Annotated in this window: 22 protein-coding genes; 10 read left to right on the top strand and 12 right to left on the bottom strand. The window is 48.7% G+C overall.

What is annotated here, in order from left to right:
• Positions 1-204: 204 nt before the first annotated feature.
• Positions 205-1,989 (top strand): pyruvate kinase, encoded by a 1,785-nt coding sequence (pyk, locus tag C7B65_RS20980; protein ID WP_073074465.1) that lies wholly within the window; start codon positions 205-207, stop codon positions 1,987-1,989.
• A gap of 144 nt (positions 1,990-2,133) precedes the next feature.
• A complete protein-coding gene (locus tag C7B65_RS20975) occupies positions 2,134-3,591 on the top strand; it encodes a phosphoglucomutase/phosphomannomutase family protein (RefSeq protein WP_073074464.1) in 1,458 nt (485 codons plus the stop codon).
• A gap of 7 nt (positions 3,592-3,598) precedes the next feature.
• Here C7B65_RS20975 and C7B65_RS20970 read toward each other — a convergent pair whose 3' ends face one another.
• Positions 3,599-4,150 carry a pentapeptide repeat-containing protein gene (locus C7B65_RS20970; RefSeq protein ID WP_083583151.1) on the bottom strand — a complete coding sequence of 184 codons (552 nt, stop codon included), beginning with the start codon at positions 4,148-4,150 and terminating at the stop codon, positions 3,599-3,601.
• A gap of 34 nt (positions 4,151-4,184) precedes the next feature.
• Positions 4,185-5,579 (bottom strand): LCP family protein, encoded by a 1,395-nt coding sequence (locus tag C7B65_RS20965; RefSeq protein WP_106254114.1) that lies wholly within the window; start codon positions 5,577-5,579, stop codon positions 4,185-4,187.
• Positions 5,580-6,072: 493 nt separating this feature from the next.
• On the opposite strand from C7B65_RS20965, the gene C7B65_RS20960 reads away from it, so the two are divergent.
• Positions 6,073-7,143 (top strand): mannose-1-phosphate guanylyltransferase, encoded by a 1,071-nt coding sequence (locus tag C7B65_RS20960; RefSeq protein WP_073074463.1) that lies wholly within the window; start codon positions 6,073-6,075, stop codon positions 7,141-7,143.
• Between the two features lie 159 nt (positions 7,144-7,302).
• On the opposite strand, the gene C7B65_RS20955 is transcribed toward C7B65_RS20960, so the two are convergent.
• Together C7B65_RS20955 and C7B65_RS20950 are read right to left on the bottom strand one after the other, a co-directional pair.
• Complete coding sequence (locus C7B65_RS20955) at positions 7,303-8,169, bottom strand: alpha/beta fold hydrolase (protein ID WP_073074462.1); 867 nt, start codon at positions 8,167-8,169, stop codon at positions 7,303-7,305.
• A 27-nt stretch (positions 8,170-8,196) separates the two neighbouring features.
• Positions 8,197-8,919: a lysophospholipid acyltransferase family protein gene (locus C7B65_RS20950; RefSeq protein WP_073074461.1), complete on the bottom strand. Its 723-nt coding sequence runs from the start codon at positions 8,917-8,919 to the stop codon at positions 8,197-8,199.
• Positions 8,920-9,183: 264 nt separating this feature from the next.
• On the opposite strand from C7B65_RS20950, the gene metG reads away from it, so the two are divergent.
• The 3 genes from metG to lptC all read left to right on the top strand — a co-directional run bounded on the left by metG (position 9,184) and on the right by lptC (position 12,807).
• Positions 9,184-10,788 carry a methionine--tRNA ligase gene (metG, locus tag C7B65_RS20945; protein WP_073074460.1) on the top strand — a complete coding sequence of 535 codons (1,605 nt, stop codon included), beginning with the start codon at positions 9,184-9,186 and terminating at the stop codon, positions 10,786-10,788.
• 87 nt (positions 10,789-10,875) lie between these two features.
• Complete coding sequence (locus tag C7B65_RS20940; protein ID WP_073074459.1) at positions 10,876-11,493, top strand: LabA-like NYN domain-containing protein; 618 nt, start codon at positions 10,876-10,878, stop codon at positions 11,491-11,493.
• Between the two features lie 150 nt (positions 11,494-11,643).
• Complete coding sequence (lptC, locus tag C7B65_RS20935) at positions 11,644-12,807, top strand: LPS export ABC transporter periplasmic protein LptC (protein ID WP_073074458.1); 1,164 nt, start codon at positions 11,644-11,646, stop codon at positions 12,805-12,807.
• Positions 12,808-12,812: 5 nt separating this feature from the next.
• Here the strand turns inward: lptC and plsY are convergent, their stop codons facing one another.
• Positions 12,813-13,532: a glycerol-3-phosphate 1-O-acyltransferase PlsY gene (gene plsY / locus C7B65_RS20930; RefSeq protein ID WP_244913255.1), complete on the bottom strand. Its 720-nt coding sequence runs from the start codon at positions 13,530-13,532 to the stop codon at positions 12,813-12,815.
• A 176-nt stretch (positions 13,533-13,708) separates the two neighbouring features.
• Here plsY and C7B65_RS20925 point away from each other — a divergent pair, with 176 nt between their 5' ends.
• Both C7B65_RS20925 and hpsU read left to right on the top strand, forming a co-directional pair.
• Positions 13,709-14,653, top strand: a complete 945-nt coding sequence (locus tag C7B65_RS20925) for a glycosyltransferase family 2 protein (protein WP_073074456.1) — start codon at positions 13,709-13,711, stop codon at positions 14,651-14,653.
• Positions 14,650-15,249, top strand: coding sequence for a hormogonium polysaccharide biosynthesis acetyltransferase HpsU (hpsU, locus tag C7B65_RS20920; protein WP_073074455.1), 600 nt, complete (start codon positions 14,650-14,652; stop codon positions 15,247-15,249). Before C7B65_RS20925 ends, hpsU begins: the two co-directional genes overlap by 4 nt.
• Here the strand turns inward: hpsU and C7B65_RS20915 are convergent.
• The 5 genes from C7B65_RS20915 to C7B65_RS20895 all read right to left on the bottom strand — a co-directional run bounded on the left by C7B65_RS20915 (position 15,246) and on the right by C7B65_RS20895 (position 18,110).
• The gene (locus C7B65_RS20915) at positions 15,246-15,860 is read right to left on the bottom strand and encodes a chorismate lyase (protein WP_073074454.1); all 615 of its coding nucleotides are present in this window, start codon (positions 15,858-15,860) and stop codon (positions 15,246-15,248) included. The two genes, hpsU and C7B65_RS20915, sit on opposite strands and share 4 nt — an antisense overlap.
• Positions 15,861-15,946: 86 nt before the next feature.
• Positions 15,947-16,714 carry an ABC transporter ATP-binding protein gene (locus C7B65_RS20910; protein ID WP_106254113.1) on the bottom strand — a complete coding sequence of 256 codons (768 nt, stop codon included), beginning with the start codon at positions 16,712-16,714 and terminating at the stop codon, positions 15,947-15,949.
• A gap of 67 nt (positions 16,715-16,781) precedes the next feature.
• Positions 16,782-17,333 (bottom strand): Uma2 family endonuclease, encoded by a 552-nt coding sequence (locus C7B65_RS20905; RefSeq protein ID WP_073074452.1) that lies wholly within the window; start codon positions 17,331-17,333, stop codon positions 16,782-16,784.
• A gap of 277 nt (positions 17,334-17,610) precedes the next feature.
• Complete coding sequence (locus C7B65_RS28900; protein ID WP_223257459.1) at positions 17,611-17,877, bottom strand: type II toxin-antitoxin system VapC family toxin; 267 nt, start codon at positions 17,875-17,877, stop codon at positions 17,611-17,613.
• Positions 17,874-18,110, bottom strand: a complete 237-nt coding sequence (locus C7B65_RS20895; RefSeq protein ID WP_073074451.1) for a hypothetical protein — start codon at positions 18,108-18,110, stop codon at positions 17,874-17,876. The genes C7B65_RS28900 and C7B65_RS20895 overlap by 4 nt, the downstream gene beginning before the upstream one ends.
• 219 nt (positions 18,111-18,329) lie before the next feature.
• Here C7B65_RS20895 and C7B65_RS20890 point away from each other — a divergent pair, with 219 nt between their 5' ends.
• Positions 18,330-20,273 (top strand): pentapeptide repeat-containing protein, encoded by a 1,944-nt coding sequence (locus tag C7B65_RS20890; protein ID WP_083583149.1) that lies wholly within the window; start codon positions 18,330-18,332, stop codon positions 20,271-20,273.
• A gap of 146 nt (positions 20,274-20,419) precedes the next feature.
• Here the strand turns inward: C7B65_RS20890 and C7B65_RS20885 are convergent, their stop codons facing one another.
• The gene (locus C7B65_RS20885; RefSeq protein ID WP_073074450.1) at positions 20,420-21,400 is read right to left on the bottom strand and encodes an ABC transporter ATP-binding protein; all 981 of its coding nucleotides are present in this window, start codon (positions 21,398-21,400) and stop codon (positions 20,420-20,422) included.
• 137 nt (positions 21,401-21,537) lie between these two features.
• Between C7B65_RS20885 and C7B65_RS20880 the strand changes: the two genes are divergently transcribed.
• A complete protein-coding gene (locus C7B65_RS20880) occupies positions 21,538-21,729 on the top strand; it encodes a hypothetical protein (RefSeq protein WP_073074449.1) in 192 nt (63 codons plus the stop codon).
• On the opposite strand, the gene C7B65_RS20875 is transcribed toward C7B65_RS20880, so the two are convergent.
• Complete coding sequence (locus C7B65_RS20875; RefSeq protein ID WP_073074448.1) at positions 21,664-23,268, bottom strand: YcjF family protein; 1,605 nt, start codon at positions 23,266-23,268, stop codon at positions 21,664-21,666. The genes C7B65_RS20880 and C7B65_RS20875 overlap by 66 nt on opposite strands.
• Between the last annotated feature and the right edge of the window lie 112 nt (positions 23,269-23,380).

Genomic DNA, 23,380 nt, shown 5'->3' with positions numbered 1-23,380 from the left:
CTTCGCTTAAACTACTTGCATAAGCTTTTTTTAATCTAAGCTGAGATGCGATCAAGTGACTTGATCTAGTTGACCATAAGCAGCCATTTTTGCTCGTAGTTTCAGGCTAGAAAACAATTTCTGTATTCCTTTAATTTAAGAGACTCGGTAATCACCTCACCGCACTTTAATCCTTTACTCTTTGTAGCCTCCCGGATTCTGTTCATGCAATTGCAACCCTCCCAGCGTAGAACCAAAATTGTCGCGACGATCGGTCCTGCGACCAGTAGTCCAGAAGTTTTACGGGAACTGATTGAAGCTGGGGCAACCACGCTACGCCTCAATTTTTCCCACGGTAGCCACGATGACCATTTGCGGAGCATTCGGCTAATTCGGCAGATCTCTTACGACTTAAATCAGCCCGTCGGAATTTTGCAAGATTTGCAAGGCCCCAAAATTCGGCTGGGGCGATTTGAAAACGGGCCCATCGTGCTAAAAAAGGGCGATCCCTTCACGCTTACGAGCCGTTTGCTCCCCGGAACTCAAGAGATCAGCTCGGTCACTTATGATTTGCTGGCTGAAGAAGTCCCTTCGGGTGCCACGATTATGCTAGACGATGGCAGAGTCGAAATGAAGGTGGAATCGATCGATCGAGATGCCCAAGCGCTCCATTGCCGCGTGGTGGTCGGCGGCCCACTTTCTAACAACAAAGGGGTTAACTTTCCGGGGGTTTATCTGTCGATCAAGGCGCTGACTGATAAAGACCGCAAAGACTTAGTGTTTGGGTTAGACCAAGGCGTAGATTGGGTTGCGTTGAGTTTTGTCCGCAATCCTCAAGACGTTTTAGAAATCAAAGAATTGATTTCCAGCGCCGGAAAAGCCGTTCCGGTGATTGTCAAAATTGAGAAGCACGAAGCGATCGAGCAGATGGAAGCCATTCTGTCGATTTCAGATGGCGTGATGGTGGCACGAGGCGATTTGGGCGTTGAGCTTCCTGCCGAGGATGTGCCGATTCTGCAAAAGCGCTTGATTGCTACCGCCAATCGGTTAGGCATTCCAGTGATCACCGCAACCCAAATGCTCGACAGCATGGTGAATAGCCCGCGTCCGACTCGTGCCGAGATTTCTGATGTGGCAAACGCAATTCTTGACGGCACTGATGCGGTGATGCTCTCGAATGAGACCGCCGTGGGCAACTACCCGATCGAAGCTGTCTCAACGATGGTGCAAATTGCTGTGCGAATCGAGAAAGAAGAAGGCAAGCGCCTTTCAGAAGATGCCGGACGCTCAATTCCCAACGCCATCAGTCAGGCCGTGGGGCGAATCTCAGATCAGCTAGGGGCAGGGGCCATCATGACGCTCACCAAAACAGGAGCCACTGCCAGAAACGTCTCAAAGTTTCGTCCTAAAACACCGATTCTGGCAATCACGCCCCATGTTGACGTGGCCCGGCAACTTCAGCTTGTTTGGGGAATTAAGCCTCTGCTGGTGCTAGATTTGCCCTCAACCTGGCAGACCTTTCAGGCGGCTCTCAACGTGGCTCAAGAAAAAGACTTAGTGTGTGAAGGCGATTTAGTCGTGATGACCGCCGGAACCCTGCAAGGCGTTGCTGGCTCGACTGATTTGATCAAAGTTGAAGTCGTCACTGCCATTCGGGGCAAAGGAGTCGCCATCGGTCAAGGCTCAGTCAGCGGACGGGCTAGAGTGGCGGCGATCGGCTCAGAAATTTCTCACTTCAATGCCGGAGAGATCTTAGTAGTGGCTAACACGAGTGCCGATTATGTCGAGGCGATTCGCAAAGCGGCAGGAGTCATCACTGAAGATAGCAGTCTCACGAGTCACGCCGCTGTCATTGGTCTACGGTTGGGAGTGCCTGTGATTGTGGGAGTCAAAAACGCTACAGCCGTGATTCGAGACGGCGAGATTATCACCCTGGATATGCAGCGAGGCTTAGTCTATTCGGGTGCTGCTAACTCGACTCAGACCGAAGCTGCACTCTCCCCAGTGTAAAGCGGTAGGATTTAGGCAGTGATTTCACGGATGCTTTGAGCTAGGTTTGTTAAGTTATGGTGTAGCATCTGCCCAATACTGAGATCAGAAAGCGCATCTAGATAAACTCTAAGACGAGGCAGATTTTAGTGAGGTTGTGGCACCATGGTTCATTCCGCTCCGATCGTGACGACGATCAACCCGATTAAATTTGGCACCGACGGGTGGCGAGGACTAATCGCCGCCGACTTTACTTTCGATCGACTGACATTTGTTGCCCCGCTTGCGGCTCAGGTGCTTGCCAAAGTTTATGGCAACACAACCGGGAGTAACACGATTATCGTCGGCTACGATCGCCGCTTCTTGTCTGAAGAGTTTGCCCAAGCAACGGCTGACTCGGTGAGAGCGATCGGGTTTGATGTCTTGCTATCTGAATGCTTTGCGCCGACTCCGGCCTTTAGCTGGGTCGCCAAGCAGCAAAATGCTCTAGGTGCCCTCGTGATTACGGCGAGTCACAATCCCGGTGGATATTCTGGGCTGAAAGTCAAAGGTGCATTTGGGGGATCAGTGCCGCCCGACGTGACGCAGCAGATCGAAGCCTTGATCAAAGCGGAAGTCAGAGAACGACCGACCGAGAAGCCGGGTTCGCTGCAAATGTTTAATCCCTGGACGAGTTATTGTGAGGGGCTGCGATCGCAGGTGAATATCGTCGCCATTCAAGAAGCCATTGCTCAAGGTAAGCTGACGGTGTTTGCCGATGTCATGCACGGTGCCGCTGCGACAGGATTAGAAAGACTGCTGGGAGTTCCGATTCAGGAATTGAACAGCGATCGTGATCCCCTATTTGAAGGCGGCGCACCTGAACCGCTGCCTCGCTATTTGTCTAAGCTATTACAAACAATTCGAGACTATCGCAGTGATAGCCCCGTCGTGGGATTGGTGTTTGATGGAGATGCCGATCGCATCGCGGCAGTAGACGGGCAAGGCAACTTCCTCAGTTCTCAAGTATTGATCCCGATTCTAATTGAGCATTTATTTGTTCGGAAGGGCTATCGAGGCGAAGTTGTGAAAACCGTGAGTGGCTCTGACTTGATGCCCCAGGTTGCCAAATTGCACAATCTACCCGTGTTTGAGACTCCGATCGGATATAAATATATCGCCGATCGGATGTTAGAAACTCAGGTTCTCTTAGGCGGTGAAGAATCGGGTGGAATTGGCTATGGGCATCACATTCCCGAACGAGACGCACTGCTTGCCGCGCTCTATCTTTTAGAAACCGTGGTGCAAACTGGGCAAGATCTAGGCGAACAAGATCACCAGCTTCGACTCAAAACAGGGTTCACGGCGGTTTACGATCGCATTGATCTGCCCCTCGCCAGCATGGATGTTCGGGCAGCGCTTCTAAATCAACTGCAAAATCAGCCCCTAAAAGAGATTGCCGGACGCTCAGTCATTCACTGTCAAACTGACGATGGCTATAAATTTCGGTTGGCGGATCAGAGTTGGTTATTGATTCGCTTTAGTGGCACCGAGCCTGTTTTGCGGCTCTACTGCGAAGCGGCTACGATCGAGCAGGTAAACCAAACCTTAAACTGGGCAAAAGAATGGGCAGGCTCAGTTTGATGAATACTTAGGGACATCCGAGGCTCTCTCGCGTGGCAACTCCTGTGACTGGATTAACCCCAGACGCTGTTTTGCAAAGCTTTGTGACCGTGTAGCGATCGAGCAGCGCATCTGTAAAATCTGCCCCCGTCACATCTGCTTCATCTAAAATGCTGCGCGTAAGAGTCGCCTCTACAAAAATGGTGTTGGTCAAGTTTGCTTTATAGAAAGTGACGCGATCGGCAAGTGCCCAAGTTAAGTCTGCCCCGGCCAAATTTGCTGACAAAAGATTGCCGTTGGTCAAAATTGCGCTCTTCAGGTTAGCGCCTTGAAAGTTCGCTTCTCGCATTTCGGCAGCGACAAAAACGCCCCCTTCTAAATCAGTATTTGAGAAATCACGCTTTTCTAGCTGAGTGCTGGTGTAATTAATCGTTTTGCTTTGAGCGTTGGCAGGCGTTGCAGCAAGCAACACCCAAAGGCAAGCCAACACCAAAATAATCACAATACGCATTAAGAAAGACGCGAGTGCGACCCCTTTAAAAGCTTGCTGAGAAATCGGGTTCTGAGTGAGCAGATGCATCAGGAAAAGCAAAATCTGTCAGATTCTTATTATCTTACTTCTTAGATTTAAGGGGCTGTTGGGCTAACCAGTCATCCCCCACACGGATGGTTAAATCAGAATCTAAGTCTCCAACCGAGGCAGCTTCAATGCCACCAAACCCGATCGCTGATTGCAGAGCGTTTGCCGATCGCAAATCTCCTCGCTGCACAATGATTTGAGTCTTGCCCTGATGGTCTGCCCAATCTTGAGTCAGATAAACATTCTCATAGCCCAAGCTGGCCAAATAACTCACGAACTGATTGCCTGCTTCGGGTTGGCTAGACGCATTTTGCACCGCAATTTTGACAGGTGCACTGACAGCACTTGACCCATCAGTTGACCCCACTTTGAAATAGTCTTGCAGAACTCGATCGCGCCCCTGCGGATCCATGATCCAATAGCTGGCTGCAAACTCGTTTGGTGCGCTAAACCGTCCCGGCAGCATCACCATCTTAAAATCGTTTTTGTCTAATTTCAGCCCAAAGTTAACCAATGCTAGCATTTCTTCAACGCTGAGGTTTGTGTCAATGTACTTCTGCATCATCGTGATTAGACTCGGCACACGCGGCAGCATTAAAGGACTCGCCAACTTCGATCGCAGTGCCTTGATTAATGCTTGTTGACGCTGAACTCGTCCAATATCGCCAAGGTTGTCGTGACGAAATCGCGCAAACTGCTCGGCTTGGTCTCCATTTAAAGTTTGCCAGCCTTGAGCTAGATCGATCTTCAGCTTTTGGGTGTTGTCTACATAAGACATCGGTTGAGGCACATAAATATCGACACCACCTAGCAGATCGACCAACTCGCGAAAGGCGTTGGTGCTGACGCGCACGTAGCGATCGACTTCAATTCCGCTTAGGGTGTTGGTGACTACTTGACGAGCTAAAGCAGGGCCACCACTCGCATTTGCCTGATTGATCTTCGTCACCCCAATTCCTGGAATCTCAACTTGGGTATCTCTGGGGATCGAGAGTAAATTGACCGTTTGATCAGACGGGTCGATTCGCAGCAGCAGCATAGTGTCGCTACGTCCTGAAAAAACCTCGTCTGAGTTGTCTGGCACGTCAGGGACTTTATCGATCCCCATCACCAGAATATTGACTGGGCGACCCACATAATATTGAAAGCCGCTGCGCCACAGGTCATTAAAAATCTTTTGCCCTTCTGCGGGGGCAACCGCACCGGGTAGCGGAGCGATCAGCGCCAGTGTGGTGCCGATCGTGGCAGAAGCGGTCGCAGCAATCAGAAATGTAAAGCCCCAAAATAGGGAGCGAGAGATTGTAATGCTTCTAACAGGATTCTTTAAAGGAATTGGCACCGACGTGGAAACAGTGGACGCAGATTGCCCGTCACGGTTTTCCAGCACAGCTTGCTGTCTCGACGTTGATTGACTCTTCAACTGTTCCACTTCCCCACCACTTAAGAACTAACCTGACACTAGAAGCTATCTACACTACCATCCCAAATGATTCCTCGATATCCTAACCCAAACATTTCCTGCTTTCTCTCTCTACTCAGATAGAATCGACCGAGCGGTTGACTGCAAAGCCCTTTGCTCACTTTTGGGAAAGCATTTTTCTTTGCAATTAAAGAAAATGTTACGTTGCGTAACCTTCTGGGAATTCTACCCTTGAACCCGACCTTATGGCTAGTCAGTAGAAGCAGAGTAATTTGCCCACTGTGACATCCTGAACTTTTTGCGAAGCTTATCACCCTACCTGAAAAGGTAGGATGAATTGAAAAGACTTCGCGAAGATCTAGTCATTCAGGAGCTTTAAGGTTTTGGTATTCATTAAGATTGTGACGGTGAGTTCATCTGCTTAACGATCTCTCTCACCGCCAACCCAGCTTTGGCACCAAATTTGCCCCCTATTTGACTTGCTCCGCAGCAGATATTCACTATGACCCAACCTCTCGTGCCCGTTATTCTCGCTGGAGGCAAGGGCGAACGCTTTTGGCCTTTGAGCCGCAAACGCCGTCCTAAACAGTTTTTATGTCTTGACGGCAGCGATCGCAGCCTCTTGCAGTCAACTGCCGATCGTCTTCTCCACGTCGCCAACGGCTGGGACAATCTTTGGGTTGTCACCGCTTCCCACTTGGCAAAGGGCGTTCAAGAACAGCTTCCCGAATTGCCCCTAGCCAATCTGCTAGTCGAGCCAGAAGGACGAGACACCGCACCTGCCGTCGCTTGGAGCACCTTAGAGATTGCTAAACGCTATGGCGAAAGCGCGATCGTGGGGTTCTTTCCCGCCGATCACTGGATCGATAACCAAGAGATTTTTGAGGAAACCCTCGCCGCTGCCGTCGATCTTGCTGTTAAAGAAGCGGCGATCGTGACGCTAGGCATTACCTGCAATCAAGCGGCTACTGGCTACGGCTATATTGAGCAGGGCGAGAAAATCGGACTCTATGGCGCAGCCGGGTATCCCGCCTATCGCGTTGATCGCTTTACCGAAAAGCCCGATCGAGAAACGGCTCAAGCATTTCTAGACAGCGGTCGCTTTAGCTGGAATGGAGGCATGTTTGTTTTTCAGGCAAAGGTGGCTCTGAAAGAATTGCACCGCCATGCGCCAGAAATTCTGACTCCGCTTGAAGAGAAGGGAGTCGCTGCCTATCCAACCCTTCCCAGAAAAAGCATTGACTATGCACTAATGGAAAAAACTGACCGCGCTTATGTGCTGCCTGTTAGCTTTGGCTGGGATGACTTAGGGGACTGGGCCGCGATCGAGCGACTGCTCAAAAATGCAGACAATCCCAACGTAGAGTTGGCAAAGCATGTTGGCTTAGACACCAAAGGAACGCTGCTTTACTCCACGAATGACGATGAACTGATTGTGACGATCGGCTTAGAAGACACGGTAGTTGTCCGCGATGGAAAAGTCACTCTGATTGCCAAAAAAGACCGAACTCAAGAGATCAAAACCATTCTTAAAACGCTGCACACGCGATCGGAATTTGAAGATTTATTGTAAGAGAATCGGCTCAGGATCGTGAATTAAATAACTCCGAGAACTTTGTGGGTCAGGCATCTTGCCTGACTTAAACAGCCGAGACGGCTGTCCCCCATTATTTAATCCAGAATCCTAAGAGTGAAGCGTCAGACGCAGAAGAATCTTTGAAAAAACCAAGTATCACATCTTTTTGGCTGCCAATCCACGATCGACCGAGCCGTTCGCCGCAGCAGAAATTGTCTCAGTATCGAGATTCTCATCTAAAAAGCCGTGGGCTTTCATCAGGTCATAGAGATTGACCCCAGACTCTAAGAGGCAGGTGTGACCACTTTCTGGAAGCACCACCACGTAGGCATTTTGAAAGGCTCGTTTTAACCGATAGGCTTCTGGCAGCGACGGCAGCAGTTTGTCATCAGCACTCGCAATAATCAAAACGGGCTGAGTGAGTTGTCTTAGCTGCTGTCTGGGCACCTGAAACTTGTGCAGCAGAGACATTCGCCAAATCGATGTTTTTTGAGGCACAGATCGAACTGCTTGAACGAGTGCCTGTCGATCGTCTTCTGCAATGCGACCAAACGATGCCAAAAGTGGTAAAAACGTCACCGACGAAAACTGGTAAGCAACTTCTGGTAAGTAGCGGCTGATTTGTGATCCCCACGAGATCCAGGGTCTGCGATTAAACGATGAAGCTGGGTTGACCAAAATGATTCGCTGGAATAGCTCTGGTGCTAAAACAGCGACCTTCATCGCCAAACAGCCCCCAAATGACTCACCGCACAGATAGACCGATCGCTGGTTTTGATCAGGATGATCATCGCTGGCCAGTTCGCCTTTGACTAGCTCGACTACCTGCTGGGCCAATTCGTCCCAACTGGTCAAATCATCGGACGGAATTGCCAGACATCGCACATCAAACTTGGCTTCTAGTCCTTCGGTCTGGGTACGCAAGAGTTGCCCCGTTCCGTCCATTCCTGGCAAAAACACAAATAGCGGATAGTTAGGCTTGAGCGTCTTGGGCGTGAGAAAGCAAGGGTGACTTTGAATCATGGAACAAAAAACTAAAAACTTAAAATCTCAATAGCATCCCCGAATCAGCAGGCTGTTGATTTCGTCATGACAATGGCTGGTGAAATGCTGAACGATCGCGCGTGCCCCTTTGCCTTGATATTTTTGCCGATCGGAGGGTGTGATCCAAAACGGACGACCTACTAAAACATTGACTCGCTGATAAACCACTAACGGATGCCAGCCCTCCTGATCAAATAGTGGCTCAGAGGGATCAAAAAAACTCAGCAGTTTTAAAGGAACTGCCGAACTTTTTATTTCGTCTTGAACGGCGATCGCGATCGGCAAAACTGCCAAATCTTGCACCGGGGCTTTGAGAGCGAGATGAGCAAACCCTCGCTGAAATTCTCCCATCTCGCATCGGGCGGGACTGTTGACCATTGGCTCAGTTCCTTCTGGAAACACACCAACTGCCTGCCGAGTTTTCAATAGCTGAATGGCTTGATGGAAAAAGCTCTGCTGTTTCTGACCTGAGCTTTCTAGCGGAAAGCAGCCTAATTTTTTGACCACTTCGCGCATCACGGGCACTTGACCCATGTAGTGATGGCAAGCAAATCGAATCGGACGGTCGATTGCCGACATCAACAAAGGGGCATCTAGAAAACTGCGGTGGTTGCTGACAACCAAAGTGGCACCCGTCTGAGGCACGCGATCGCGATGATGCAGATACATTTGAATCCCCATTGCCGAGAGCAACAACCGCGAAATTTGAAGTGGACTATCAGAAGCCATGCACACCGAACCAGAGTTTTATGGAGTAGTCACTTAATTATTAACTTTACTTTAGCAAGAGCAACAAACCTCTCAAGTTGTAAATATTTGCTTAACCTTAGACAGTCAATTGATAAGTTTCCCTGAACACTCTACTCAGTTATTTAAGATTGTCTCTCTAATTTTGCAGAGCATTGATGGTTAGAATCAGTACATATTGATTAGGTGAGAGTGGGGTCACTCTATTTATCTAATTTAGATTAGAGAATTGTTTTTATAGTATCCATGAGTTTTGAAAATGCCGAGAAGCACAGATTTGCCATCACGACACCGCTCTATTATGTAAACGATTTACCTCACATTGGTAGCGCGTATCCGACGATCGCAGCCGATGCGATGGCGCGTTTCCAGCGATTGCAAGGCAAATCTGTGCTGTTTGTGACCGGAAGCGATGAGCATGGGCAAAAAATTCAGCGCACGGCTGAAAGCTTGGGGCGATCGCCGCAAGAACACTGCGATCTGATTGTAGAAGGCTTCAAAAGTCTATGGGATAAACTCAACATCCGCTACGATCGCTTTATTCGCACCACAGACGATCGTCATGCTGCCATTGTCGAAGAGTTCTTTCAACGCGTTTGGGAAAGCGGCGACATCTATCTGAGCCAGCAACAGGGTTGGTATTGTGTCGCTTGCGAAGAGTTTAAAGAAGAGCGAGAACTTCTTGACGACCACTACTGCGCGATTCACCCTAACAAACAAGCCGAGTGGCGTGATGAAGAAAACTATTTCTTTCGCCTCTCAAACTATCAACAAAAACTCGAACAGCTTTATCAAGACCAGCCCGACTTTATTTTGCCAGCGACTCGTCGCAACGAAGTGCTAAATTTTGTGGGACAAGGCTTGCGAGATTTTTCGATCTCCCGGCGAAACCTAGACTGGGGGTTTCCGGTGCCTGTTGATCCCAAGCAGACGCTCTATGTTTGGTTTGATGCTCTGCTAGGTTATATCACCGCCCTGCTTGACCCCGACGCTGAGCCAACATTAGACAATGCCCTGTCTAAATGGTGGCCGATTAACATTCACCTGATTGGCAAAGACATTCTGCGCTTTCATGCCGTCTATTGGCCTGCAATGCTGATGTCGGCAGGGTTATCTTTACCGGATCGTGTCTTTGGGCACGGTTTTCTGGTGCGCGATGGTTTGAAAATAGGCAAAAGTACGGGCAATGCTATTGATCCGGTGCCTCTCGTCGATCGCTATGGAGCCGATGCCGTTCGTTACTATTTCCTTAAGGAAATCGAGTTTGGTCGAGATGGGGTGTTTGATGAAACTCGTTTCGTCAATATACTCAACGCTGACTTAGCCAATGATTTAGGTAATTTGCTAAATCGAACGCTAAAGATGGCGCAAAAATACTGTGGAGGTCACGTTCCCGATATTTCTGGCGAGGAGATTGCGGCTGATAACTTCTTGAAAGCGGTGGGATCAGAGTTAGGATCTAAAGTGGCTCAAGCTTACGACGATCTTGCCTTTAGCAGTGCTTGTGATGCGATTTTGACTTCTGTCAGAATGGGCAACAAATATATTGACGAGCAAGCACCCTGGGCACTCTATAAACAAGGAAAACAAGCCGACGTTGAGCAAGTTCTTTACTCGGTTTTAGAATCGGTTCGATTAGCAGCCTATCTTTTGTCGCCCATTATTCCTAACGTCAGCACTCAAATTTATCAACAGTTAGGCTATTCGGCTGATTTTGCTGACACTCGTTTAATTGATGTTTCAACCACTTTTCAAAACCATCAAACGTGGGGAATTCTTCCAGCTAAACAAATTCTGGGTGAGCCACATCCTGTGTTTCAGAAATTAGAGCTTCCAGAGGAAAGTTCTTAATTAAGTCAAGAGATCAAGTCATAGTTTTTCTACATTTCATACAGATTAAACATCCATACTTTTCATAACAAACTGAGGTTAGCAATTGTGTTGAATCATATAAACGAATCTGAAATAGTATTTTCACCAGAGCAAGTTCTTGAAAATCGGGGTCGAGTTGCGATTTTTATTGACGGCTCCAATCTCTTCTATGCCGCGCTGCAACTGGGGATCGAAATTGACTATACCAAACTGCTTTGTCGTCTGACTGCTGGCTCTCGTCTCCTGCGATCGTTCTTCTATACTGGGGTCGATCGCACAAATGAAAAACAACAGGGCTTTCTGCTGTGGATGCGGCGCAACGGTTATCGAGTCATCTCAAAAGACTTGGTGCAGCTACCCGATGGCTCTAAGAAAGCAAACCTGGATGTCGAGATCGCCATTGATATGATGTCGCTGGTGGGGTCATATGACACGGCTGTGCTGGTGAGTGGAGATGGGGATTTGGCTTATGCCGTGAATGCGGTCAGCTATCGCGGGGTGCGGGTTGAGGTAGTCAGTCTACGGTCAATGACCAGTGATAGTTTGATCAACGTTGCCGATCGCTACGTCGATCTCGACAACATCAAAGAAGATATTCAAAAAACACCTCGCAGCTATACTTACCGTCCGCTCACGGGAATCGGGATCATGGATGACTCGGACGATGACCATTCAATGCGATAGCGATTTAGTAGATCACCGATGACTCTACATAGCCGCCATAGTAGGGGAGTGATGGAATTTCCACACTCCCTTGTTTTTATGGCGAAGCAGCCAGGGAGCATTTTAGCGTCCGATCGCGTCTAAGCTTTTATAAGTGTTTTAACTATCTCTATGCTGACTGCTATTAAAAAAACAAATTTGCAGCGAACGATCGCTCTTAACTTACTTTTAATCACATTGCTCACGAGCGTAGGCGGCTGTCTCAATCGCAACCGAACTGCTGACAAACTGAGAGAAGACACTAAAGAAATTCAGCGATTTGACAGCAATGCCACGTTTAACGATGTGACTCTAGAGCAAGCAGACGATCGGGGCAAGCTCTGGTGGAAGGTGAAAGCAAAGCAAGCCAGCTATAGCAAAGATCAGAAAAACGCAGTGATTGAAGACCCAAAAGGTGAGCTTTATCAAGACGGCAAACCTGTCTTTCAGATTTCAGCCCAAAAAGGTGAAGTCAAAGGTGACGGCAAATCTATTTTGCTCAAGGGAAAGATCATTGCAACCGACATCAGAGACGGCACGCTCTTAAAGGGCGATGAGTTAGAGTGGCGACCCACCGAAGATATGTTGCTGGTTCGCAATAATGTGACGGGCACTCATAAACAAATGCAGTTTTCAGCCCAAGAAGGCCGGGTTTTAACTCGCGCTCGGACGATGGAGCTATTTCGTCAGATCGTCGCTTCTTCTAAAAAGCCTGAACTTCAAATGAGAACAGAACACCTGACTTGGAATGTCAAAGGAGAAACCGTGATCGCCGATCGTCCGATTCAGATTGATCAATACAAAAACAAAGTGTTGACCGATCGCGGCTCTGCTGACAAAGCCAATGTCGATTTGAAAGCCAAAACCGTCAATCTTCAGCAAAATGCTCAACTAGACTCTAAAGAAAAAGGGGTGCAAGTCAGTAGTAATAATTTGCTCTGGAACCTTGATGCTCAAACCATCAACTCTAGCCAGCCGATTACCATTATAAATCCGCCTCAACAAGTCACATTAAACGCCAATCAGGGACAAATGGACTTGCAGAAAAATACCGTCGATCTTGTGGGCAATGTTCGTGGGATCGGACAGAAAAATCAGTCAAAGCTGGATGCTGATCGAGTGCTTTGGTTCATCACAACTCAGCAATTTGAAGCCACGGGCAACGTCAATTATCGTCAGGAGAATCCGCCCTTTAGCCTGGCAGGCCCGAGAGCATCGGGCAAACTTGACGATCAGCAAGTTGCCGTCAACGGGGGCAGGGTCGAGTTGCAGATTACCCCACAGCCGAAACAATAACTCCTCTACCCGCCATCTTCGGGCTGTTCAGGCAGCGCTTGTCCGAAGCGAGGCTCAGTCCCGGTGAGCAAGCGTTGAATATTGGTGCGGTGGAGCCAGATCACATAAATTCCACCCGCGATCGCAAACAGACAGTAGGGCAACGGCTGGCGAAACGCGATCATCAATGCCGTGACGCTGATCGCTCCTGTAATCGAACTGAGGGACACGATGCGACTGATGGCGAGACTGATCGCAAATACGGCGATCGTGCTTAACCCGACTCGCCAATCCATTGCTAATAAAACGCCGAGGCTAGTCGCAACTGACTTGCCGCCTTTGAAGTTGAGCCAGATCGGTTTACTGTGCCCCAATAAGGCAAGCAGCCCCGCTAAAACGATCATCCAGGGCTGCCAGTTGGCGAGATTAACATCTACGACCTTGGTGTAATAAAGCCATCCGGGTAGCTGGGTAAATGCGAAGTTTACTGCTGCGATCGCTAACGCTCCCTTTAAAACATCGATCAATAAGACGACGATCGCAGGCACTTTCCCTAAGGTTCGCAAAACATTGGTTGCGCCTGTCGAACCTGACCCGACTTCACGAATATCAATGCCTTTGAGCAACCGTCCTGCCAGATAGCCCGTCGGAAATGAACCCAGCAAATAAGCCAGGATTAAAAGGAGTTCATTATTGATATACCAAGGCAGCATAAAGAGGAAAGGATGAGGGGCTAGAAAACTCATTATCCATCAGTCCTTGTCCGATCGAGCCAAAATTGAGACAGCCTGCAACTTTAGAATTGGTCAGCAGGTAGATGCGCTAGTTCTGAGATGGGAACACTAGAGGACATCGATTCGACTTAAGGGTAGAGCGATATTAGCTAGACTCTGAGTTGCGTTCACGCCTAATTTTTTGAACCATGAACTCTAAGCTCCCCAAAATTCCGGTTTCTGTCCTGATCCCAGCTCGAAACGAAGAAGCAAACCTCCCAGCGTGTCTTGAGAGCGTTGCCAGAGCCGATGAAGTGTTTATGGTTGACTCTCAGAGTAGCGATCGCTCGATCGAGATTGCTCAAAACCACGGTGCCAAAGTGGTGCAGTTTCAATTCAATGGTCGTTGGCCTAAAAAGAAAAATTGGTCGCTAGAAAATCTGCCGTTTCGCAATGAATGGGTGCTGATTGTCGATTGTGATGAACGCATTCCACCAGAATTGTGGGATGAAATCGAGACGGCAATTCAGCAGTCAGAGTGTGATGGCTATTATCTCAACCGCAAAGTCTTTTTTCTCGGTCAGTGGATTCGTCACGGCGGCAAATATCCCGACTGGAATCTGCGGTTGTTTCAACACTCCAAAGGGCGTTATGAAAACCTGAAAACCGAGGAGATCCGCAACACTGGCGATAACGAAGTTCACGAACACGTCATCTTGCCCGGAAAAGTCGGATATCTCAAGCAAGATATGCTGCACATAGACTTTAAAGATCTCTATCACTGGCTAGAACGACACAATCGCTACTCTAATTGGGAAGCTCAGGTTTATTTAAACCGACTAAACGGGAAGGATCAGCAGGGCACGATCGGAGCCAATTTTTTTGGCAATGCTGTGCAGCGCAAACGGTTCTTAAAAAACATTTGGGTCAGACTTCCCTTTAAGCCGCTTTTGCGATTCGTGCTTTTCTACATCATTCGTCTAGGCTTTTTAGACGGAAAAGCAGGCTACATTTACGGACGGTTACTGAGTCAATATGAATACCAAATTGGCGTAAAGCTCTACGAACTGCGTCAATGTGGTGGCACTTTGAATACGAACAAAAACGAGGCTCCCATTGCGACTTCTCAAGCCATCGCCAACCCCGAATCATGAATCAAGAATCGGCAAAGCTGCCCCCGGTTTTGAATGCAAAACCACTGATTGATTTGCGTCAATATCATCAAACTGGGTTCGATCGTGGTCGCCCTGGTTGGTATGTGATGCTGTGGTGGCTCGTGCAAGGAGTTGCGTTTCCGTTAACGCCTCACCCGTTTAACTCGGTGCGGTGCCAGTTGTTGAGGTTGTTTGGGGCAAAAATTGGCGAAGCGGTGTTGATTCGTCCGACGGCCCGATTTACCTATCCCTGGAAGGTGGAAATTGGCGACTATAGCTGGATTGGTGATGATGTGGTTTTCTATAGCTTGGAGTCGATTCAGATTGGCGAACACTGCGTGATTTCTCAAAAGAGCTACTTGTGTACCGGAAGTCACGATGCTCAAGATCCTAAGTTTGGGCTGTTGACTGCGCCTATTGCGATCGGCAATGGAGTTTGGGTCGCGACCGATTGCTTCATCGGTGCAGGCGTTCAGATTGGAGCAAACGCTTTAGTAGGAGCAAGAAGCAGCGTCTTCTCGTCATTGCCAGAACAACAAGTTTGCTGGGGAACGCCTTGCCGTCCTCGCTATCCCAGAACTGTTCGGGATGCTTAATCGTGAAGCTGCATTTCACCAAGATATTTTTGTAAGTAGGGTGAAAACACTTCGTAAATCACGGTTAGAGGTTGCCCGTGATGCCAGAAGAGATAGTGTCTTCCCCAAAAGGGCCCCGATTGCTCAAAGGCGGCTTCTAAAACGCTGGAATCACCATAACAAATGCCTTTCACGTCTCGATATAGCTCAGTTCGCAGACGCGCCAGACTCGCCCAAATGGGGAGCGATCGGTTCTGCAAATATTCGTCCACATGGCTCTGCTCCCACCAGGAGGTTGCATAAGCTAATCGCTGACCGGAGGCAGTTCTTAACCAGACTTGTCGCCGCAATCGTGGGCCTGGCACCATCTCGATCGCGTCAGGGGCATTGTCGTGATCAAACCCGATCGCAGACATGTCAATCACGTCTACTTCAGTGGGTTCACCTGTGAGCAGTTGCAGGTGGCGAGTCGGAGAACCATCGCCTAGAAGCAACAGTTGCCAGGTTGGGGCTAACTGGCTATGGGGTAAGCCTTGCTGAACGTCACGATCGTTGCCTTGCCAAACAGGGCTGAGGAAGTTCCAGCTAGCTGGCAGAATCACGCTATCGGTGGGTTTAAAGGTGGCAGTCAAGGAACGTTACATAAGTTAACTTCTTTTCAATCATACCGTTCCTAACTCATTTCTCTCAGCCGCCTTGGGATGAAGAACATCGGGGATCATTGCCCCAAATACGCTTCTAAGACTTGAGCATTGGTTTGAATTTCGCTAGGAGAACCGACCGCGAGATTGCTGCCCTCGGCAAGCACCCAGACGCGATCGCACAGCGACATAATCACGTCCATGTTGTGTTCGATGATCAAAAAAGACAGTCCCTGACGGTTCCAGTAGTGGATGTATTCGCAAATTTGATTGATCAGGGTGGGGTTGACTCCTGCCGCAGGCTCGTCGAGCAGCACAAGTTTAGGTCGAGTCATCAGCGATCGGGCAATTTCGAGCAGTTTGCGTTGCCCGCCTGAAAGTCCACCCGCGTAGTCGTGGGCTTTTTCTGCCAGTCCGACTGATTCTAGGATTTCCATGGCGCGATCGCGGGCTTCTCGTTCTTCTTTAGCAATCTGTTTTCCTAAAAGCCAAGTGTTCCAAAACTTTTCTCCCGTTTGGTGTTGAGCCGCTAACAATAAGTTCTCTAACACTGACAGTCGCGACAGCACACGAGCGACTTGAAAAGTGCGAACCATGCCCCGTTGGGCGATTTCGTGGGACTGCAAGTTTTGAATCGGCTCCCCGTCGAATAAAACTTGCCCCTGGTCAGGATGAGTAAAGTTAGACAGTAAATTAAACAGCGTCGTTTTGCCTGCGCCGTTGGGTCCGATTAGCCCAGTGACACTGCCAGCCGCGACCTCGATCGAGGCATTATTAACCGCCGTTACGCCACCAAAGCTTTTGATTAATCCCGAAGCGGACAGGACGGGCGTTGAATTTTTCATCAAGATTCTCCAGGAAAATTTGCCACTTTAGGGAAGAATAGGAGCGGTCAAACAGCAGAATTGACGGCTAATCAAACTCTGGTGCCCAAATACTTGCAATCTCCATCTCCCAACCTGGAAGGAGTTCTGGAACCGTCAAAACATCCCCATCTCTCAAAACAGTGGGATTGTCTTCCCCTGGGCGAAACAGTTCAACAATCCTCGTTCTGGGGTCAACCACCACTCCAGCAACCATGCCTAGCGAAAGGTAGAACTTGACCTTCTGACGCTGCTTTGCCAGGGAGTCTGATTTTGATACCACTTCAAAGCCAAGATCGGGCACCAGTCGCGCAAAGTCCTTTGTTGTTCGTTTCAGTCGCTCTGCTTTGACGAAAGAGCAGTCAGGAGCGCGAACATCTTCATTGGCATTGGGAAGTCTAAAACCAGCACTGGAGCCTGAGACACGCCCAAGCTTTCGGGGTCTGACCCAGTTAGCTAGTTGACGGGAAATCTCAACCGCTATCTCATCAGGCTCTAATCCAGACGGACTCATAACAACGATCTCTCCATCTACTAATTCCATCTGATAATCGGAAAACTGCTGCTGGAAGATTTCTAGATCGTGAGCAGTGAGCGGCATAAACCCTCCAATATGGTTCTTGATTCCATCATTCTATTTTTTTATAAGGTCTCACATTAACTCAATACTTCGGACAAAATTTGTTTCGTGAATGAGAACAAGTTAGCTTTGGGAATGGATTTATGGCGAAGGATGCTCTAGCATTAAGGCGCGAAAGCCTGCTTGGACAAAGTGCCGATCGGCGGTTACAGCGTCTGTTAAGCCATTTATCGTCATGACTACAAACGAGATGCAGTCCGTAAGACCCAAGTTTTATCGGGGCGGGAGTTGTAAAGATCTAGGCTTGTCTAAAGAGTACTGTGTCGATGTTGATGACGCTAATGTTATCGGTTTGATAGCACTGTTGGATGAACTTGATAGCTCCATCCCGATTCGATGCACTGAGCGCATTGCCAACTTCAGCAAAGATTGCTTCTGTAATCCAAATCTCGTCGGCGCTGCGAACTCGTGGAAATAGTGCTTTTGCTGAGTTGTGGTAGTTATCGCGAGGGTTGAGGAGGGCTTGAATAAAGGCGGTATCTAGAAACAAGCGATCGCGGTTCATGATTCTGTAGCTGGACGTTTGAGCGTACCGTATAAATAATGGTCGTGTTCGGTAGACCAGTCGGCTGGGGCTTCGATCGTGCCTGTCAGTGATTCGAGAATGTCCCAGGCATCAGGGTCTTTTTCAAGGTGCTGTTGTCGAAGCGTCAGGACGAAAGCGAGAACTTGCTGTTGGAGAGGATCGGGGAGATCGTGGACTTGCTGTACGATTTCGGTAACGATCGAGGAACTCATCGAGTTCTCCTAGAAATTGGCGAAGATTATCAAAGAATCGATGAAATCAATATATCGCGGTTAGCTTCTGACAGTTCGATGTGCAAGTTGCCACGGTGTTCAAAAGATCTTGTTTTAGTTGCTGGTATTCAATAAAACAAAAGTAATTTCTGCGACACTTAAGCAACTGAGAGATCTCTATGTTATTTCTGTAGAGAAATCGATTGACGTTGCTCCGATATGAAAGATTTTTCTGGTCAGCATTTCAAAGGTCAAGATTTGACTGGCGCAGATTTTTCGGATGCGGACATTCGAGGGGCAAAGTTTACCAATGCGATTTTGAGAGACGCAAACTTTACTGGGGCAAAGGCAGGACTGCAAAAGCGTTGGGTGATTCTCCAAGCCGTCATTGCTTTCGTGCTTTCAGTAATCTTGAACTTTATTTCAATCTTCTATACTGCTGGGATCGTTGGCTACTTTCTCACACCAGAAAGTAGGAATCAATATACGATTTTCCCAGGATTATCCCTTCTCTTCATGTTGATAGCTGTTTACTTCGCAATCGCTCATCAAGGTTTAACGACTAAAGCATTTGGAACGATCTTGATCTGCGTTGTAGCCGCAGCCGCATTCTCAGTCTCACTCGCAGTTGCAGGTGCAGGCGGATTCGCAGTATCAGGCGCAGTAGCAGTCGCAGTATCAGGCATAGTCGCATTCGCAGTCGCACTCGCAGGCACAGTCGCAGTTGCAGTTGCAGTCTCAGTCGCAGTCGCAGTCGCAGTTATATTTGCATTCGCATTTGCAGTTTCAAGCGCATTTGTAGTCTCGGTCGCAGTCGCAGTCTTGACGGTGCTTCTGAGCTTCTATGTTGCTTGGCGAGTATCTAAAGAAGATGAAAAGTTTGCATTGGCTCGACGCTTTAGCATTGTTCTTAGCGCTTTAGGAGGAACCAACTTCCAGGGAGCTGATTTAACAGGCGCGACGTTCTCAGGCGCACTGCTCAAAAATACTAGTTTTGCGAATAGCCGCGAGCAGAAAACAATTTTGACTCAGGTTTGCTGGAAGGATGCCAAGAAATTGAACCGCGCTCAGGTTGGAGACTCCATTCTGGCAAGTCGCAACGTTCGAGAACTCTTGGTCACAGGCAAAGGCATCAATCAAAACTTTGAAAGCGCTAATCTTCGAGGTGCGGACTTAACCGATGCGGAACTCAATGGCGCAATCCTCAAATATGCTGATCTCAGTAATGCCACTCTAATCTGTGCCGATCTGCAACACACCGATCTTACCGAAGCTCAAGCCATTGGCGCTAATTTCATGGGTGCATACCTCACAGGTGCGTGTATCGAAGCCTGGAATATTAACAGCACCACGAACCTTCAATCTGTTGATGCCAAGTTTGTTTACTTACTTGAAAATCAACGAGAGCGCCGACCGAGCAGCAGCGAGTTTGCACCCGGAGAATTTACAACACTATTCCAGAAAGCCTTAGACACGGTTGATTTGATTTTTCGCGATGGCATCGACTGGCAAGCGTTCTTCCAATCCTTTCAAGAATTACGATCGCAGTACGGCGACGAAAACATCTCTATTCAGGCGATCGAAAAGAAAAGCGGCGGAGCCTTTGTTGTAATTCGCTTGGAAGTTCCACCAGAAGCAGACAAAGCAGTGATCGAGCGTCAGGCGAAGCAACTCTATGAAGGGCAAATTCGACAGCTAGAGGAACGGGTTTCGGAATATCGAGATGAGGTAGGCTTCTTGCGTCAAAGTCTGCTTCAAAGTAATACCAATATCGAGAGGATTGTTGAAACGATGGCTGAGAATCAACCACCCAAATATGACTTCCGGGGTTCCAGTATTGGTAACTTCGTTGATACTGCTCAAGCTGGCAGTCAACAGAGCAATGTTCAGTACATCAACATGAGTCAAGACCTGACTCAAGCGGCTCAGCAGATTCAAGACTTACTCCAGCATCTTCAAAATCGGGGTGTAACCGTCGATGACTCTCAGCAACAGGTTGCAACTGATTTGGCAAAAGAAGCAGGGGAAAATCCTGCTCTAAAGGAAAAATTGACGCTTTGGGGCAAAGCAATGGCAAACAAAGCCAGTGAGACAACGGTGAGTGAAGCTGCAAAGATGGTTCTCACACTGGCGCTCAAAGCAGCCGGAGTTCCTTTACCATAGTTGATGCCACGATCAAAGCACTTCCCAGCACCGCAACTTTAGTCGAAGCCTGCGGAAAGTTGTTACCTGCGATCGCCAAACTTCTCGGCATTCCCTTGTAATGTGTGCAACGGTGCTACCGTCGTCTAATTCTGTCCGAACCATTGTTAACTGCTGGAGTGAATGCCCCGATCGTGCAACTGCTGCACAAAAAATTCTTCTAGCGACGGGCGGGCTAGATGAATCGAAATCAATTGCGCTCTCATTAAACGCAGGCTGGCAATAAAATCTTGGGGGTCGCCCTTGAGATGTCCTACCCAATAGCCTTCTTGAAATTCTAAATCAACCACTCGCTGCTTTAAAACGTCGGGGTTGCCGCCTTTGACTTTAACCTGATAGGTGTCTGCGATGCCCAACAGATCTTGTAGAGAGCCGATAGAAATCAGTTCTCCTTGAGCGAGAATGGCAACGCGATCGCAGATCTTCTCAACATCCGATAAAACGTGACTGTTGAAGAAAATCGTCTTGCCTTGAGACTTAAGCGACAGAATAATTTCTCGCAGTTGATAACGTCCGAGCGGATCTAAGCCTGACATCGGCTCATCTAAAAAGACTAATTCTGGATCGTTGATTAGCGCCTGTGCCATACCAATCCGTTGCAGCATTCCCTTGGAGTATTGCCGCAGTTGTTTTTTGCGGGCGGTTGATTGCGCTAACCCCACCAGATCGAGCAGTTGGGGAATGCGTTTGCGCTGAATCGATTGCGGCACTTGAAACAGCCCCGCCGCAAATTTCAGCATTTCCCAGCCTGTCAGATAGTCATAAAAATAGGGATTTTCTGGCAGATAGCCGACTCGTTGTTTGACGACGCGATCGCCCAACGGTTTACCTAGCAGGGTTGCCCGCCCTGAAGTTTGGCGCACGATGCCTAAAAGCGTTTTGAGCAGCGTGGTTTTGCCTGCGCCGTTTTGTCCCAATAGCCCAAAAGTCTCGCCTTGGTAAACCGTCAAGCTCACGTCTTTGAGCGATGCCACCGTCTGATTTAACCAGAATCCGGTGCGGTAGCGTTTACTCAGGTCGTGAGTTTGGAGGACGATCGGGCGATCGTTCTCAGCAGGTTGACTCGGTAAATCTACAGAAGCATCCATTTCGTCTCGGCAAAGGTGTAGATATTAAACCACTTTATCGAATTCTCGATTCGGCTGATTTTGAGGTCAGAGATTCTTTGTTTGGCAAATCTTGCTTAGACTTAGTTTAAAAGAGAACTCTAGTCATTCAGTAATTTATGGATCGTTCAAAAGTTGTGGCTTATTTGACGGGGGCGATCGCCCTAATTTTAGGCATTGGCTATCTGATTCTCGTGCAGTTTTTGGATATGCGAGGTGAGATGATCCCCGCGCCGATTATTGAATTAACGCCAATCGTCGATCGTGTCTTCGAGGGGTTCCATCTCCAAGGGTTCTGGTCTTTGCACTAAAGCACCAGGTTCGTCGTCATCTTCGATTTTGGCTTCGAGCTGCAAGGGTTTGATGACTTTGGTGATCGCATCTTGCACAAACGATTTGATAAATTCGTCTCGTCGGTTGAGTTGAAACTGACGCTGAACTACTTCGGTAATGCCACCATCGCCCCAATCTTGGTCATGCCGGAAGTATTCGATAAAGCTTTTGCCTGCGATGCGAGTCAGGTAAGCCGCACTGATGCCTTGAATGGCGCGCCCGAATAGAAACCCGCCAACACTCAGTTGAAGGGCAGTGCTGAGAAGCTCGATCGCGCCCTTGACCACTCCCAAACTAACCAAAGTTTTAGCTAACGATAGAGCCAGTTCTCGCCCTCGCTCCATGTTAATTTCACAGCCATAGACTCTGCCAATCTCGACTACCATTTGGGCATTGACAGCAGCCGTTGCTAACAAATCCACGACCGGAAGCGGAGTCACTGCGATCACACCAGCCCCGATCCACTGAAACCGCTCGACGATCTTTTCTGCCTGTCTGCGACGCTGACCATCAATTAATCGGCGTGCCTCTTCGCCAAGCCGTTGCGATTGCAGCAAAATGTTGTCTGCCAGCAGGTCTTCGCCTTCTGCTCTCAAAATCGCTGCCATCCGCCGAATTAACGGCATGATATCCGATTCGGGTTGAATGGTTTCTCCGGTGTCTAGTTTTACTGATTGGGGATTAGCCGTGATCGAGATCACGTCATTGGTTGAGACAACCCCGCGCACCCGTTCTCGCAGCCGAGCCAAAATTGTTTCTAAATCGGCTTCTGTGTAGAGATCGGCTTTGTTGACAAGCACGATCGAGCGTTTGCCAATCTCTGCCAACATTTTCATCGGGTCAAATTCTGACTGCCGCAAATCGTTGTCTAGCACAAACAGCAGCAAGTCTGCTTCGGTGGCAAGTCGGCGAGCAAGCTTTTCTCGTTCGGTTCCGGCGACTCCTGCTTCTAGAATCCCTGGGGTATCGGTGATCAGGATTTCTCGATCAACTCCCTTCAATTTCAGCCGATAGGTTTCTCCAACTTCGGTGGTGCCCATGGGTGCGCCTACTTTTCCGACCATTCGCCCCATCAGTGCATTCACCAGCGATGTTTTGCCCGATGATCCCGTCCCAAAGACGACAACCATCAGTTCACCACGGGCGAGATTTTGCTCGATTTCCCGCGATCGGCTCAACATTTCTCGCCGCGTCACTTCATCTTGAATCTGCTTCAACTGCTGCCGCACGGCTTTGAGATTTTCTTCGGCGGCTTCTGCTTTGATGGGTGAAACTTTAGGAGCGCTGCGGCGAGAGCGTTTGCGCTGTTGTTTGCGAGGCAATAGAAAGAAATAGTAGATAAACGCCCCAATCAGTACGCCTAGCAGGGCAATGATCAAGAAGATCAGAATCGGCCCTAGCAATGGATAGTAAGCCAGTTGCCAAGACAGTCGAGAGAGCGAATCGATCAGCCAGATCATTAGCCCCAAAATGAGCGTGAGGCCAAAGATCAGCGTCAAAAGTCGGGGCAGCGGCATGGAGATAACCAGGTTTTAATCAGATGGGCGATCGGCGAGCAGAGTGCTTGTTTCTATTCTGCTTTATCCATCCCCTGCAAAGCGTCTCTGAAGCATGAGATTAATTGAGCTT

The sequence above is a fragment of the Phormidesmis priestleyi ULC007 genome, from assembly GCF_003003695.1.
Lineage (GTDB): Bacteria > Cyanobacteriota > Cyanobacteriia > Leptolyngbyales > Leptolyngbyaceae > Phormidesmis_A > Phormidesmis_A priestleyi_A.
Note: the sequence above shows the minus strand (reverse complement) of the source record. Positions and strands in the feature narration are given on the sequence as shown.